Origin of the sequence: Limimaricola cinnabarinus LL-001, from assembly GCF_000466965.1 — a bacterium.
Lineage (GTDB): Bacteria > Pseudomonadota > Alphaproteobacteria > Rhodobacterales > Rhodobacteraceae > Limimaricola > Limimaricola cinnabarinus.
Genome location: NZ_BATB01000002.1, coordinates 1 through 14391 on the forward strand (window position 1 = coordinate 1; position 14391 = coordinate 14391).

Below are 14391 nucleotides of genomic sequence, written 5' to 3' on the forward strand. Positions count from 1 at the left end.
GGCGCGCCGTCGATCTGGTCATAGGCGCGGAAGTCACCGAAATACTTGGTGATCGCGGCGGTCAGGGTCGTCTTGCCGTGGTCCACGTGACCGATGGTCCCGATGTTCACGTGCGGTTTGTTGCGTTCGAATTTAGCCTTTGCCATCTGCGCTGGCGCCTCGCGTGTTCGGGGGCCTCCGTGTGGCCCGGTTCGACATCGCGGGCGATGTATTTGCAATCGACAGGGAAATCAAGCGGCACCTCGCCGAACCGCCGACGACGGCCCACGCCGCGGCGCGGATGCGCTTGACCTCCTCATTGATATCAAATTACTTAGTAAAATACTAAGATAAACATTGGAGGCTTTCATGGCCCAACATGACACCCCCCGCCCGACCCGGGCCCGGCTTTGGGCGAGCCTCGCCCTCGCAGGCACCGTCGGCGGCCTTGCCGTGTCCGGCGCGCAAGCCGAGACGCCAAGCTTCGGCGGCCATGGCCCGGAGACCTTTGGCTCGCCGCGGGAGAAGGCGGAGAAGGTGGTGAGGGCGGCGAAGGCGGCGCAGTCGAGATGTCCGTCGAGGACATGGATGTCGCCTATCTGACCGATCTCGGGCTGATCGAGGGCCATCTGCGCGCCGGGATCACGCTTTATCGCGACGGCCATGCCGATCTTGCCGCCACGCACATGAAGCACCCCGAGGACGAGATCTATGCCGACCTCGCGCCCCAGATCGAGGAGCGCGGCGCCGATGATTTCTCGGCCCAGCTTTCGGCGCTGGCCGATGCCGTGAAATCCGGCGCGCCGGTCGAGGAGGCCGAGGCCGCCTTCGAGGCGCTGCTCGAACGCATCGCCGCCGCGCGCACCATGGTGAGCGAACCCGGCGCGACCTTCGGGAGCCTCGAGCAGGTGCTGCGCATCGCCGCCGAGGAATACGAGATCGGCATCGTCGATGGCGAGATCTCGAACCTGCACGAGTATCAAGACGCGATGGGCTTCACCGAGATGGTCCGTGCCCGCGCCGAGGATCTGGCCGGCAGCGAAGACGCCGCGCATGCCGAGGCCGCGGTCGCCGTTCTCGATGCGCTTGACGCCGCGGCCCCGGCCTTTGCCGCGGGCTTCGTGCCCGAAGGCCCCTTGGGCGCCGAGGCCAAGGCCTCGCTGCTCTACGCGGCGGCCGCCCGTACCGAATTGGCCGCGCTGCAGGTCGAGTGATGCTGCTCGCCATCGACAGGCTGCTGTCGGCGACCGAGGCCGGGGCGCTGCGCGCCTCGGCCGACACGCTCGACTTCTCCGACGGCAAGGCCAGCGCCGGGCGCTATGCGCGCGAGGTCAAGGCCAACGATCAAGCCGCCCCTTCCCCCGCCCGCGATGCGGTGCTGGCCAAGGTCGCCAAGGCGCTGCAGGGCAACGAGATCTTCACCCTTGCCGCCCGCCCCCGCGCGATGACGCCGCTGATCCTGTCGCGCTATCGTCAGGGGCAGACCTATGGGCTGCATGTCGATGACGCGGTGATGCAGGGGCTGCGCACCGACATTTCCTTCACGCTGTTCCTGTCCGACCCCGAAAGCTACGACGGCGGCGAGCTGGTGATCGAGGACGGCTTCGAGGCGCGCGCGGTCAAGCTGCCCGCTGGCAGCCTGATGCTCTATCCTTCGACGACACTGCACCGGGTCGCCCCGGTGACGCGCGGCGAGCGGCTGGCGGTGGTCGGCTGGGTGCAAAGCCGGGTGCGTGAGGCCGCCCGGCGCGAGATGCTGTTCGATCTCGAACGCGCGGTGCGTGAGGTGCATGGCCGAGAGGGCAAGTCCGAACTGTTCGACCTGCTCGCCAAGAGCCGCTCGAACCTTCTCAGGATGTGGGCCGACTGAAACTCCGCCTGCCCCGAACCAAAAGGCCCTCCCGGTGCGGGAGGACCTTTTGCATTCAGTTGAACATGTTGTCGCGCGGGAAGCCGCGTGGCGCCATGCGCCCCGCCGTGGCCCGCTTGGCGGTCCAGTCGGCGAGGTCGGCTTCGGTCCGGGTCCGACCCGCCGGGTCCTTCCATGCCAGCCCGGCCTCCATCACGAAGGTGGTGGCGTCCGACAGCCCGCCATCCTTGTATTTCTGAAGCCGCACGCCCTTGCCCCGCGTCATTTCGGGCAGTTCGTCGAGCGGGAAGACGAGCACCTTGCGGTTGTCGCCCACCACCGCCACCGCGTCGCCGGTCACAGGCTTGCAGATCCGGGCCACCACCTCGTCCTTGACGTTGAGTACCTGCTTGCCGCTCCGCGTCTGCGCCAGCACCTCGTCCTCGTTGACGATAAAACCGTCACCGGCCGAGGACGCCACCAGAAGCCGCCGCTCGGGGCGGTAGAGATGCAGCGCCACGATCTGCGCCTCGTTGGGCAGGTCGACCATCAGGCGCAGCGGTTCGCCCATGCCGCGCCCACCGGGCAGGTTGGTGGCGGACACGGTGTAGAAGCGCCCGTTCGAGCCGAACACCAGAAGCCGGTCGGTGGTCTCGGCGTGCAGGATGAAGCGGCCCTTGTCGCCATCCTTGAACTTCAGCTCGCTGTCGAGCGCGATATGGCCCTTCATCGCGCGAATCCAGCCCATCTCGGAACAGACGATGGTGATCGGCTCGCGCTCGATCATCGCCTCGATCGGCACGTCGGGGATCTCGGTGCCTTCGGCGAAACCGGTGCGGCGCTGGCCGCCTGGGGCCGAATGCCCCATCAGCTTGCGGGTCTCGCGCAGCTGCTCGGCGATCGACTTCCACTGCAGATCCTCGGAGGCCAGCAGGTCCTCGAGCCCGGCCCGCTCCTGCATCAGCGCATCCTGCTCCTTGAGCAGTTCCAGCTCTTCGAGGCGGCGCAAGCTCCTGAGCCGCATGTTGAGGATCGCCTCGGCCTGCACCTCGGTCAGCCCGCCGCCACCGAGGCTTTCGCTCAGGGGGGAGCGGTAGTCGCGCTCGCTGACCGCACGCACGTGGTCGCGGTCCCAGTCCTCGGCCATCAGCGCGGCTTTCGGCTGATCGTCGTAGCGGATGATGTCGATCACGCGGTCGAGGTTGAGAAAGGCGGTGATGAAGCCCTCGAGCACCTCGAGCCGGTGGTCGATCTTTTCCAGCCGGTGCTGCGAGCGCCGCGTGAGCACTTCGCGGCGGTGATCGAGAAAGGCGCGCAGCACTTCGCGCAGCGAGCAGACCTTGGGCGTCAACCCGTCGATCAGCACGTTCATGTTGAGACCGAAGCGAATCTCGAGGTCGCTGTTCTTGAACAGCATCCCCATCAGCATCTCGGGCTCGACCGTCTTGGCGCGCGGCTCCAGCACGATGCGCACATCCTCGGCGCTCTCGTCACGCACATCCGCCAGAAGCGGGATCTTGCGAGTCTGGATCAGTTCGGCCAGCCGCTCGATCAGCTTGGACTTCTGCACCTGATAGGGGATCTCGGTGACCACCACCTGCCACTGGCCGCGGCCCAGCTCCTCGATTTCCCAGCGGGCGCGCAGCCGAAAGCTGCCGCGCCCAGTGCGATAGGCCGCGAGGATGTTCTCGCGCGGCTCGACCAGTACCCCGCCCGTTGGGAAATCCGGCCCCGGCACGAGATCGACAAGCTTCTCGTCGGACACGCCCGGCGTCTTGATCATGTACAGGCAGGCTTCGACCAGCTCGTGCAGGTTGTGCGGCGGAATGTTCGTCGCCATGCCGACCGCGATGCCGGACGAGCCGTTGGCCAACAGGTTCGGGAAGGCGGCGGGCATCACGACAGGCTCTTCGAGCGTGCCGTCGTAGTTCGGGCGGAAATCGACCGCGTTCTCGGTTAGCCCCGCCATCAGCGCCTCGGCGGCCGCCGTCAGGCGGGCCTCGGTGTAGCGCGCGGCGGCCGGGTTGTCGCCGTCGATGTTGCCGAAATTGCCCTGCCCGTCCACGAGCGGGTAGCGCACCGCGAAATCTTGCGCGAGGCGGGCCATCGCGTCGTAGATCGCGGCGTCGCCATGCGGGTGATAGTTGCCCATCACATCGCCCGAGATCTTGGCCGACTTGCGGAAACCGCCCGTCGACGAGAGCTTGAGCTCGCGCATGGCAAAGAGAATCCGGCGGTGTACGGGCTTGAGACCGTCGCGCGCATCGGGCAGCGCGCGGTTCATGATCGTGGAGAGCGCGTAGCTCAGATAGCGCTCGCCAAGGGCGCGGCGCAGCGGTTCCGTCAGGTCCGCCACGCCCTGTGCGGAGGTGGCGGGGAGGGCGTCGTCAAGGGGGTCAGGCATGAAAAGCTCTCTATCGGCGGGAACCATCGGCGTAAAGTCGCGGTTAGGTGAGCAACGGGTCAGCGAGATCCCGCGCCGCCACGCAGGTCACGCCACGGTGACCGCCCAAGGCGGCGCGATGAGCAGAACAAGAGGTCGTCATGAAGCATGTTTTTGGTATCGGTGCCACCTTTCTCCTTCTTGGCGTGGGCTACTATGAAATGTCCGGCGGTGCCGAGTTCCAGCCGCAGACGATGATCGGCGCGGTGCAGGCGAGCACCCCCTCCTCTGAGACGATCGCCAGCAACGACATCGCGCGTGCCGAGTCCGGCATTCCCGTCACCGCGATGCGTGAATTCCCCGAGAATGTCGAGTTGATCTCTGCCTCCTTCATGCCGAGGTCGCCGGAACCCGCCGCTACCGAGACACCCGCCGTCACCCTGGCCGTGGCTCAAGCCGATGACATCGACCTGCGCCAGATTACCGGTGACTGGGTCAACATGCGCCAAGGCCCCGGCACCGGTCATGCCGTGCTCGACACGCTGCCGCGCGGCACCGAAGCCAAGCTGATCGAGAGCGCCGGCGGCTGGGCCCGGATCGAAATCACCTCCACCGGCGAGACCGGCTGGATGTCCGAGCGTCTGCTGGCCCCGATCGAGGCTGAGGCCCGCTCTTGCCGACCCCCTGAAGGGCGCTCCGATTCGGGGCGCCTTTTTCGTTGCGGGGCGCTGCATCTCCCGCCATGTGTCAGGTCATGGACACATCCCGCTCCCTGCTCGTTACCGGCTCGTCCTCGGGCATCGGCCTGACCGCGGCCCGCCATATGCGCGACCGCGGCTGGCGCGTTTTCGCCTCCTGCCGTGCCCAGGAGGATTGCGCCCGGCTGCGCGACGAGGGGTTCGAGGCGCCGCGCCTCGATTACGCCGACCCTGACAGCGTGGCCTCGGGGCTGGATCAGGTGCTCGAAGCCACCGGTGGGCGGCTCGACGCACTTTACAACAACGGGGCCTTCGCCTGCCCCGGGGCGGTCGAGGATCTGCCGCGCGAGGCGCTGCGCGAGATCTTCGAGACCAACCTGTTCGGCTGGCACGACCTGACGACCCGCGCGATCCCGGTGATGCGGGCGCAGGGCCATGGGCGGATCGTCAACTGCTCTTCGGTGCTGGGGCTGGTCGGGGTGAAATGGCGCGGCGCCTATGTCGCGACCAAGTTCGCGCTGGAGGGGCTGTCGGACGTGCTGCGGCTCGAGATGGCGGGCAGCGGCATTCATGTCAGCCTGATCGAGCCCGGCCCCGTCACCTCGCGGATTCGCGCCAATTCGATCCCGCATTTCGAGCGGTGGGTGGATTGGAGGAACTCGGCCCGGCGCGACGAATACGAAGGCCTCCTGCACCGGCTCTACGAGGAACGCGGCCCGGACCGGTTCGAGCTGCCGCCCGAGGCCGTGGCCGAAAAGCTCGTTCATGCGCTGGAGGCCAAGCGCCCGCGCCCGCGCTACTACGTCACCACGCCCACCTACCTGTCGGGCACGCTGCGGCGGCTCCTGTCCACGCGCGCCCTCGATTGGGTCGTGGCCCGGGGCTGACGGAACCGAAACAAGAAGGCCCGCGACACCGCGCCCGCTTTGTTTTGACCGCCACGCCCCCTAGATGGTGAGAGAACCTCGAAAGGCCCGCCATGCTGCAAGACCCGCTCCTCGTTCTTGTCATCCTCGCCGTCCTGATCGTTGCCGGTATCCTGATGTTCGGGGTCGGCACCTTCGGCAAGGGCGGCGATTTCAACCGCAAGCACGCCAACCGCATCATGCGCTGGCGCATCGGCGCGCAGTTCGTGGCGGTGCTTCTGATCCTGCTCTACGTCTTCCTGCGGGGGGCAAGCTGATGGTCGTGCTGAACCGCATCTACACGCGCACCGGCGACAAGGGCGACACCGCCCTCGGGGACGGCAGCCGCGTCGCCAAGGACGACCTGCGGGTCGAGGCATATGGCACGGTTGACGAGACCAACGCCGCGATCGGCCTCGCGCGGCTGCACGCGACCGCCGAGATGGACGCGGCTCTGGGCCGGATCCAGAACGATCTGTTCGATCTGGGCGCCGATCTGTGCCGCCCCGACCCCTCTCGCGACGCCGAAGCCAAGCATCCGGTGCTGCGCATGGTCGCGGCCCAGACCGACCGGCTGGAGCGCGAGATCGACGCGATGAACGCCGATCTGGAGCCGCTGCGCAGCTTCGTGCTGCCGGGCGGGTCGGCGCTGGCTGCGCATCTGCACCTGTGCCGCACCGTATCGCGCCGGGCCGAACGTCTGGCTGTGGCGCTGGGCTGGGCCGAACCGGTGAACGCCGATGCGACGCGCTATCTCAACCGCCTTTCGGACTGGTTCTTCGTGGCCTCCCGCGTTGCCAATGACGGTGGCCGCGCCGACGTGCTGTGGCAACCCGGCGCCAACCGCTGACCTTCTGGGATTAACCCTGCGCCCCGGTTTCGCGCCGCATCGGGGCACGACCATGCTACACGGATCTTCGCCCTCGCCGCGGAGACCACCATGATCGCCCTTTTCGGACTGCTCGGACTTGCCTTGGCCGGGGCGGCGCTGCTGCCTCCCGACGTGCTGGGAACCGAGTCCGGCCTGCCCGAGGACGATGAGTCGCAGGCAGGAAAGACCGTCCCTCTCGACACGGCGCTTGGATACGGGAACGACGAAGGTTCCGACGGTGAGCCCGCCGACCTCCCCCGCGACAGCGCCGCGACCAACGCATCCCGCACCGCATCAACCCCCTCCGCCCCGCCGCAGCGTCTTTCCGAAATGGGCACTGACATGCCGGACGTGATCTTCGGCAGCGAGGACGAGGACGACGTGCGGGCCGGTGCGGGCGCCGATCACGTCGATCTGCGCGACGGCGACGACCGGGCCCATGGTGGCGCGCAGGATGACGAGATGCATGGCGGGCGCGGCGGCGACACCTTGTGGGGCGGCGACGGCGACGACCGGCTGTGGGGTCATGTCGGCGACGACGTGATCCAGGGCGGTGCTGGCAACGACAGGCTTCAGGGGGGCGACGGGGCCGACGCGCTCTGGGGGTCTGCGGGCGACGACGCGCTGTCGGGCGTCTGGGCGATGACAGGCTCGACGGCGGGGCCGGCCGCGACGTGCTGCATGGCGGCGCCGGTGATGACCGTCTGGTCGGCACGGGCGACGGGGCGGGTGATTGGCTCAACGGCGGTGACGGCGTGGACGAGATCCATATCGGGGCGGGCGACATGGCGCATGGCGGCATGGCGGGCGATCTTTTCGCGCTGCGCAGCGCCGAGGCAGGCGAAGCGGCGGTGATCGCCGATTTCGATGTCACGCAGGACCAGATCATGGTGCTGCATCCGCAAGGCCCCGCGCCCGAGCTGACGGTCGAGACGGTTCCCGAGGGGCTCTTGCTGCGCGCCGACGGCGTGGCGCTGGCCCGGCTCGACGGTCTGAGCAGGCTTGACGAGGGCGCGGTCGTGCTTCTGACCGAATAGGCGGTCTGACGACTGACACCCCGGCTGGATGCAGCATTCCGCTTTCCTTTTTGGGCGATTTCCCCTATGGGCACGCATCCGCCTCCCTATATGGAGACGGTGCTCCATGGGCCCTGCTGGACGACATCCCGGCTTGCGCCATCACCCTCATCCCGAAAAGGAGACCCCGATGTCGATCACCGTGGAAGACAAGGCCAAGGTCGTCAGCGAATTCGCCACCAAGGAAGGCGACACCGGTTCGCCCGAGGTGCAGGTCGCGATCCTGACCTCGCGCATCGCGACCCTGACCGAGCACTTCAAGACCCACAAGAAGGACAACCACGGTCGCCGTGGCCTTCTCAAGATGGTCGCCCGTCGCCGCAAGCTTCTCGACTACGTGAAGAACAAGGACGTCGAGCGTTACCAGGCCCTGATCGGCCGCCTCGGCATCCGCCGCTAAGGTTTCGGGACCGCGCCCTCGGGTGCGGTCCCTTTGCTATCCGGGATGGCGCGGACCGGGCTCGACCCGCGCCACGGACACTTCGAGAGCCAGGGGCATCCGGCCCCTCCGCAACCCGCCCCCAGGGACTGTTCACGCATTAGGGGGGCACAAGGGCCCGAAGGTCGGGCCAGAATGGAAAAGACGATGTTTCACGACGTGAAAAAATCGATCCAGTGGGGCGAAGAGACGCTGACGCTGGAATCCGGCAAGGTCGCGCGCCAGGCCGACGGCTCGGTCATCGCAACGCTGGGCGAAACCAGCGTGATGGCCAACGTCACCTTCGCCAAGGCGCCGAAGCCGGGTCAGGACTTCTTCCCCCTGACCGTCCACTACCAGGAAAAATACTACGCCGCCGGCAAGATCCCGGGCGGCTTCTTCAAGCGCGAGGCGCGTCCGACCGAGAAGGAGACGCTGACCGCGCGCCTGATCGACCGCCCGATCCGCCCGCTTTTCGTCCCCGGCTTCAAGAACGAAGTGCTCGTGATGTGCACCGTTCTCAGCCATGACCTCGTCAACGACCCCGACGTCGTCGCGATGATCGCGGCCTCCGCCGCGCTGACGATCTCGGGCGCGCCCTTCATGGGCCCGATCGCCGGTGCCCGCGTCGGCTTCGTCGACGGCGAATACGTGCTGAACCCGACCGTCGACGACATGCAGAACCTGCGCTCGAACCCCGAGCAGCGCCTCGACCTGATCGTCGCGGGCACCAAGGACGCGGTCATGATGGTCGAGTCCGAGGCCTACGAGCTGACCGAGGAAGAGATGCTCGGCGCCGTGACCTTCGCCCATGAGCAGATCCAGCCCGTCATCGACCTGATCATCGATCTGGCCGAAGAATGCGCCAAGGAGCCCTTCGACTTCACCCCCCCGGATTACTCGGCACTCTATGAGGCCGTGAAATCCGCCGGTGAGGACAAGATGCGCGCCGCCTTCGCCATCACCGACAAGCAAGAGCGCACCACCGCCGTCGCCAAGCGCGCGATGACATCAAGGCCCAGCTTTCCGAAGAGCAGCTTGAGGACGCGAACCTCGGCTCCGCCTTCAAGAAGCTCGAATCCTCGGTGCTGCGCGGCGACGTCGTGAAGAAGGGCAACCGCATCGACGGTCGCAACCTCGACACGGTGCGTGACATCGTGGCCGAGACCGGCCTGCTTCCGCGCACCCATGGCTCGGCGCTGTTCACCCGCGGTGAGACGCAGGCGCTGGTCGTGACCACGCTCGGCACCGGCGATGACGAGCAGTTCATCGACGCGCTGCACGGCAACTTCAAATCCAACTTCCTGCTGCACTACAACTTCCCCCCCTACTCGGTGGGCGAAGTGGGCCGCGTCAGCGGGCCGGGCCGTCGCGAGATCGGCCATGGCAAGCTGGCATGGCGCGCGCTGCAGGCGGTCCTGCCCGCCGCGACCGACTTCCCCTACACCATCCGCCTGGTGTCCGAGATCACCGAGTCGAACGGCTCGTCCTCGATGGCGTCGGTCTGTGGCGGCTCTCTGGCGATGATGGATGCGGGTGTGCCGCTGAAATCGGCCGTGGCCGGTGTGGCGATGGGCCTCGTGCTCGAAGAGGATGGTTCCTACGCGGTGCTGACCGACATCCTCGGCGACGAGGATCACTTGGGCGACATGGACTTCAAGGTCGCTGGCACCGAGGACGGCATCACCTCGCTGCAGATGGACATCAAGGTCGCGGGCATCACGCCCGAGATCATGAAAAAGGCGCTGGCGCAGGCCAAGACCGGCCGTCTGCACATCCTGGGCGAGATGAACAAGGCACTCTCAGGCGCGGCGGACTTCTCGGTTCACGCGCCGCGCATCGAGACGATGCAGATCCCGACCGACAAGATCCGCGAAGTGATCGGCTCGGGCGGCAAGGTGATCCGCGAGATCGTCGAGGTTTCGGGTGCCAAGGTCGACATCAACGATGACGGCGTGATCAAGATCGCCTCGGCCAATGGCGAAGCGATCCAGAAAGCCTATGACATGATCTACTCGATCGTGGCCGAGCCCGAAGAGGGCAAGGTCTACAAGGGCACGGTCGTGAAGCTCGTGGACTTCGGCGCCTTCGTGAACTTCTTCGGCAAGCGCGACGGCCTCGTGCACGTCAGCCAGATCGAGAACCGCCGCCTGAACCATCCTTCGGATGTGCTCAAGGAAGGCCAGGAAGTCTGGGTCAAGCTTCTGGGCTTCGACGATCGTGGCAAGGTGCGCCTGTCGATGAAGGTCGTGAACCAGGAGACTGGCGAGGAAGCCAAGGAGGACGCGCAGGCCGAGTGAGCCTGACGCATACGAGATCGGAAAAGGGGCCTTCGGGCCCCTTTTTTTCGTGCGGGAACAACGCGGCACAGATGCCACACGTAAATGTGATCATTCTGCGGCAAAACACCTAGGAGTTGAATCCTCGTCTTTGGACAGACCAAAAGGGCGAGCATTCCAGCAACAAGGATCTCTCCCCAATGTTTCGTTCCATCACCCTGAGCAGCGCCTTCCTTTTCCTCGCGGGCACCGGCTCCGCGCAGGATATCGGCGGTGCCGCCGTCGGGTTCGGCCTTTCAAGCTTCGGAGCCTATGCTTCCGCCTCCTATGAGGTGGCGCCCAAGCTCCGCCTACGCGGTATCGTCACCGGCCTGCCCAGTTTCGAATTCGATGACGAAGGTGAAGAGACCGGCAGCGACATTACCTTCGACGGCAGCTTCGGCGGGGTCGCGGCACTGGCTGACTACCACCCCTACGCCGGTAGCTTTCGGGTTTCGGGCGGCCTGTTCTTCTCGAACAGCAGCCTCGACGGCAACGGTCAGGGCTTCGAGGCCGAAGACGGCACGAGCTATGATAACGCGCGCGTTGATGGCTCCCTGCGTTTTGAGGAAGAGATCGCTCCCATGCTGGCCATCGGCTATGTCACTGGCGGCGAACGCAGTTGGGGTTTCGAAAGCGAAATCGGCCTGATCGGCGTTGGCGGCGTCGAGGTCACGCTTGACGGCACAAGCGGAGATCCGACCGTCGACACTCAGTTTCAGGAAGACCTGGAAGAGGTGGAAGCTGACGCTCAGGAAATGGGTGACATGCTGGTCGTCTACCCTTGGCTGTCGATCGGTGTAAGCTACCGTTTCTGAGCCTTCGACATGGCCTGACAGGGGGCGGTCTGGTCGGGCCGCCCCTTTTCGCGCCTTTGCATTAACCGCACAGAAGCGAATCGGTGTTAAATGATCGCATCGAGAGGCGGAACGGGTCAAAGAACCCGAACAGGAGCAGGCATGAAACTGACGAGACGAGGCGTTCTTGCGGCCGCGGCCGCGACGGTGACGACCGGCCCGGTGCTGGCGGCCCCTCCCCGCGTGGTCACGATCCCACGAGAGTGGCTTCCCACCGAAATCAACGTGAACGAGGCGCTGCCCGCCGGGCAGATCCATGTGCGCATCGCCCAGAACAAGCTCTACTGGACCTTGGGCGATGGCCGGGCGATCCGCTATGTGGTGGCGCTTGGCGCAGCGGGGCGCAATTTCGCGGGCACGGCGCAGGTGGCGCGCAAGGCCGAATGGCCGTCATGGACCCCGACGGCCAACATGATCCGCCGCGAGCCCGCGGTTTACGGCCCCTATTCCGGCGGCCTGCCGGGCGGACACGCGCGCAACCCCTTGGGCTCGCGCGCGCTCTATCTCTACCAGAACGGTCGCGACACCTACTACCGCATCCATGGCACGCCGCAGCCATGGACCATGGGTCGCAAGTTCTCCTCGGGCTGCGTGCGTCTCATTAACGAGCATATCGAGGACCTCTATACCCGGGTGCCGGTCGGCACGACCGTGGTCGTGGCCTGACAACACGACAAGGCGCCCGCGATGGGCGCCTTGGTGGTCCGGGTGGCCTACTGCGGCGCCTTGGTCATCCGCAGATAGGGCAGCACGGTCTTGAACTCGCCGAACTTGGCCTTGGCGTCGTCGTCCGAAAGCGTGGCCGGGATCACCACGTCCTGACCGACCTGCCAGTCGGCGGGCGTCGCCACGCCCTTGCCGGTCGAAAGCTGCAATGCGTCGAGCGCGCGCAGCACCTCGCCGAAGTTGCGTCCCACCGTCATCGGGTAGGTCATCGACAGCTTGAGTTTCTTGTCTGGGCCGATGATGAAGACCGCTCGCACGGTTGCGCTGTCGTTCGGGGTGCGGCCATCGGGAAGATAGGCTTCGGCGGGCAGCATGTCGAAGGCCTTGGAAATCTCCAGACCGTCATCCGCGACGATCGGGAATTGCGGCGCGGCGCCGCCGGCGGTCTCGATGTCGCGCTTCCAGCGGACATGCTCTTCCACGCCATCGACGGAAACGCCGAGCACCTTGGTGCCGCGCTTTTTCCACTCGGCGTCGAGCCGGGCGACCGCGCCGAATTCGGTGGTACAGACGGGGGTGAAATCCTTTGGGTGGCTGAAGATGATCGCCCAATCGTCGCCGATCCAGTCGTGCAGCGCAAAGCTGCCCTGATCCGTGGTCACGGTGAGGTTCGGGATGTCGTCGTTGATGCGCAGGGCCATGTTCGCCTCCGGTTTCACTGTTTACCCGGCCTACATAGGAAGCCTCGCCCCCGCTCGCCATAGCTTGCGGGCCGAGTGGGGCGGTGACACTCTGCGCGGCGATACGGAGGAGTTCCCATGATTGAGAAACGCGACTTCTACATTAACGGCCAGTGGCGCGCGCCCGCGGCGGCACGCGACTGCGCCGTCATCGATCCCTCGACCGAGGAGGCCTGCGCCGTGATCTCGCTGGGCGGCGGGGCCGACACCGACGCCGCCGTCGCCGCCGCCAAGCGCGCGGGTCCCGGCTGGCGCGCGACGCCGCCCGCCGAACGCCGCGCCCTGGTCGAGCGTATCCTCGTGCAATACGAGGCGCGCGAGGAGGATCTCGCGCAGGCGATGAGCCTCGAGATGGGCGCACCGATCGACTTCGCCCGCTCCAACCAGGCGACATCCCTGCCCTGGCACCTCAAGAACTTCCTGCGCGCCTTCGACGAAATCGAATGGCTGCGCCCCTTGGGCAGTCACGCGCCCGACACGATGATCTCGCTCGAACCGATCGGCGTGGTCGGGCTGATCACCCCGTGGAACTGGCCGATGAACCAGGTCACGCTCAAGGTAATCCCGGCGCTGCTCGCAGGCTGCACCGTGGTGCTCAAGCCGTCCGAGGAGGCGCCGCTGTCGTCGATCGTCTTCGCCGAGATGCTCGATGCGGCAGGCGTGCCGCCGGGAGTGTTCAACCTCGTCAATGGCGACGGCGCGGGCGTCGGCACGCAGCTGTCGACCCACGAGGACGTGCAGATGATCTCCTTCACCGGCTCGACCCGCGCCGGTCGCGCGATCTCCAAGGCCGCCGCCGAAACGCTCAAGCGGGTGACGCTGGAGCTGGGGGGCAAGGGGGCCAACCTGATCTTCGCCGATGCGGGCGAGGAGGCAGTGGTGCGCGGCGTGCGGCACTGCATGCAGAACACAGGCCAATCGTGCAATGCGCCCACCCGGATGCTGGTTGAGCGGTCGTTCTACGAGACGGCGGTGGAGGTCGCGGGCCGCACCGCTCAGGAGACCGCCGTGGGCGCGGCGAGCCAGCCCGGCCGCCATATCGGCCCGCTGGTCAACAAGGCGCAGTGGGACAAGGTGCAATGCCTGATCGAGACCGGCATCAAGGAGGGCGCGCGCCTCGTCGCCGGCGGCCCCGGCCTGCCCGAAGGCGTCAACCGCGGTTTCTTCGTGCGGCCCACGGTCTTTGCCGACGTGACCCCCGAGATGACCGTCGCGCGCGAGGAGATCTTCGGCCCCGTGCTGTCGATCATGCCCTTCGAAGACGAGGCGCAGGCGATCGAGATCGCCAACGACACGCCTTACGGTCTGACCAACTATGTCCAGTCCGCCGATCCGGCGCGGCGCAACCGACTGGCTCTGGCGCTGCATGCGGGCATGGTCGAGATGAACGGGAAATCGCGCGGCGCGGGCGCGCCCTTCGGCGGCGTGGGGCAATCAGGCCGCGCGCGCGAGGGCGGCATCTGGGGCATCGAGGAGTTCCTCGAAGTGAAGGCGATCTCCGGTTGGGGACTCGACGCCGCCGAATGAACGCGAGAGGGGGCGTGCCCGAGCGTGCCCCTTCTCTCTCCCATATACGGAACGACCGGTGTTCGCGTGGCGCGATCCCCAAGCCTGTGCGGCCTTGCACCCTC

Annotated in this window: 15 protein-coding genes and 2 pseudogenes; 14 read left to right on the top strand and 3 right to left on the bottom strand. The window is 66.6% G+C overall.

Features of this window, described 5'->3' with window-relative positions:
• On the bottom strand, window positions 1–146 hold a 146-nt coding region (locus MBELCI_RS19720), incomplete at its 3' end, for a GTP-binding protein (protein WP_235047549.1).
• A 202-nt stretch (window positions 147–348) separates the two neighbouring features.
• On the opposite strand from MBELCI_RS19720, the gene MBELCI_RS20650 reads away from it, so the two are divergent.
• The 3 genes from MBELCI_RS20650 to MBELCI_RS01000 are packed head-to-tail and all read left to right on the top strand — an operon-like array spanning window position 349 to window position 1849.
• Window positions 349–582 (top strand): hypothetical protein, encoded by a 234-nt coding sequence (locus tag MBELCI_RS20650; protein ID WP_131505494.1) that lies wholly within the window; start codon window positions 349–351, stop codon window positions 580–582.
• Window positions 549–1193, top strand: coding sequence for a 4-helix bundle domain-containing protein (locus MBELCI_RS00995; protein WP_021692261.1), 645 nt, complete (start codon window positions 549–551; stop codon window positions 1191–1193). Before MBELCI_RS20650 ends, MBELCI_RS00995 begins: the two co-directional genes overlap by 34 nt.
• A complete protein-coding gene (locus MBELCI_RS01000) occupies window positions 1193–1849 on the top strand; it encodes a Fe2+-dependent dioxygenase (protein ID WP_021692262.1) in 657 nt (218 codons plus the stop codon). The genes MBELCI_RS00995 and MBELCI_RS01000 overlap by 1 nt, the downstream gene beginning before the upstream one ends.
• Window positions 1850–1904: 55 nt before the next feature.
• Here the strand turns inward: MBELCI_RS01000 and parC are convergent, their stop codons facing one another.
• A complete protein-coding gene (gene parC / locus MBELCI_RS01005; RefSeq protein WP_045319542.1) occupies window positions 1905–4232 on the bottom strand; it encodes a DNA topoisomerase IV subunit A in 2328 nt (775 codons plus the stop codon).
• 140 nt (window positions 4233–4372) lie between these two features.
• Here parC and MBELCI_RS01010 point away from each other — a divergent pair, with 140 nt between their 5' ends.
• The 10 genes and pseudogenes from MBELCI_RS01010 (at window position 4373) to MBELCI_RS01050 (ending at window position 12020) form a co-directional block, all read left to right on the top strand.
• A complete protein-coding gene (locus tag MBELCI_RS01010) occupies window positions 4373–5020 on the top strand; it encodes an SH3 domain-containing protein (RefSeq protein WP_021692264.1) in 648 nt (215 codons plus the stop codon).
• Window positions 4966–5796, top strand: coding sequence for an SDR family oxidoreductase (locus MBELCI_RS01015; protein WP_081698454.1), 831 nt, complete (start codon window positions 4966–4968; stop codon window positions 5794–5796). The genes MBELCI_RS01010 and MBELCI_RS01015 overlap by 55 nt, the downstream gene beginning before the upstream one ends.
• 92 nt (window positions 5797–5888) lie before the next feature.
• Window positions 5889–6092, top strand: coding sequence for a twin transmembrane helix small protein (locus MBELCI_RS01020; protein WP_021692266.1), 204 nt, complete (start codon window positions 5889–5891; stop codon window positions 6090–6092).
• Window positions 6092–6664, top strand: a complete 573-nt coding sequence (locus MBELCI_RS01025) for a cob(I)yrinic acid a,c-diamide adenosyltransferase (protein ID WP_021692267.1) — start codon at window positions 6092–6094, stop codon at window positions 6662–6664. The genes MBELCI_RS01020 and MBELCI_RS01025 overlap by 1 nt, the downstream gene beginning before the upstream one ends.
• Window positions 6665–7027: 363 nt before the next feature.
• Window positions 7028–7297: pseudogene (locus MBELCI_RS22440) on the top strand (calcium-binding protein); the annotation flags it as partial.
• Window positions 7298–7485: 188 nt separating this feature from the next.
• The gene (locus MBELCI_RS19095) at window positions 7486–7722 is read left to right on the top strand and encodes a hypothetical protein (RefSeq protein ID WP_131505495.1); all 237 of its coding nucleotides are present in this window, start codon (window positions 7486–7488) and stop codon (window positions 7720–7722) included.
• Window positions 7723–7891: 169 nt separating this feature from the next.
• Window positions 7892–8161 carry a 30S ribosomal protein S15 gene (gene rpsO / locus MBELCI_RS01035; RefSeq protein WP_045319544.1) on the top strand — a complete coding sequence of 90 codons (270 nt, stop codon included), beginning with the start codon at window positions 7892–7894 and terminating at the stop codon, window positions 8159–8161.
• 186 nt (window positions 8162–8347) lie between these two features.
• Window positions 8348–10479, top strand: a pseudogene (gene pnp, locus MBELCI_RS01040) (polyribonucleotide nucleotidyltransferase).
• Between the two features lie 179 nt (window positions 10480–10658).
• Entirely contained in the window at window positions 10659–11315 is a 657-nt protein-coding gene (locus tag MBELCI_RS01045; protein ID WP_021692272.1) for a hypothetical protein, read from the top strand.
• A 141-nt stretch (window positions 11316–11456) separates the two neighbouring features.
• Window positions 11457–12020, top strand: coding sequence for a L,D-transpeptidase (locus MBELCI_RS01050; protein ID WP_021692273.1), 564 nt, complete (start codon window positions 11457–11459; stop codon window positions 12018–12020).
• A gap of 47 nt (window positions 12021–12067) precedes the next feature.
• Here the strand turns inward: MBELCI_RS01050 and MBELCI_RS01055 are convergent, their stop codons facing one another.
• Complete coding sequence (locus MBELCI_RS01055) at window positions 12068–12721, bottom strand: peroxiredoxin (protein ID WP_021692274.1); 654 nt, start codon at window positions 12719–12721, stop codon at window positions 12068–12070.
• Between the two features lie 117 nt (window positions 12722–12838).
• Here MBELCI_RS01055 and MBELCI_RS01060 point away from each other — a divergent pair, with 117 nt between their 5' ends.
• Entirely contained in the window at window positions 12839–14287 is a 1449-nt protein-coding gene (locus MBELCI_RS01060; RefSeq protein WP_021692275.1) for an aldehyde dehydrogenase family protein, read from the top strand.
• The last annotated feature ends 104 nt before the right edge of the window (window positions 14288–14391 follow it).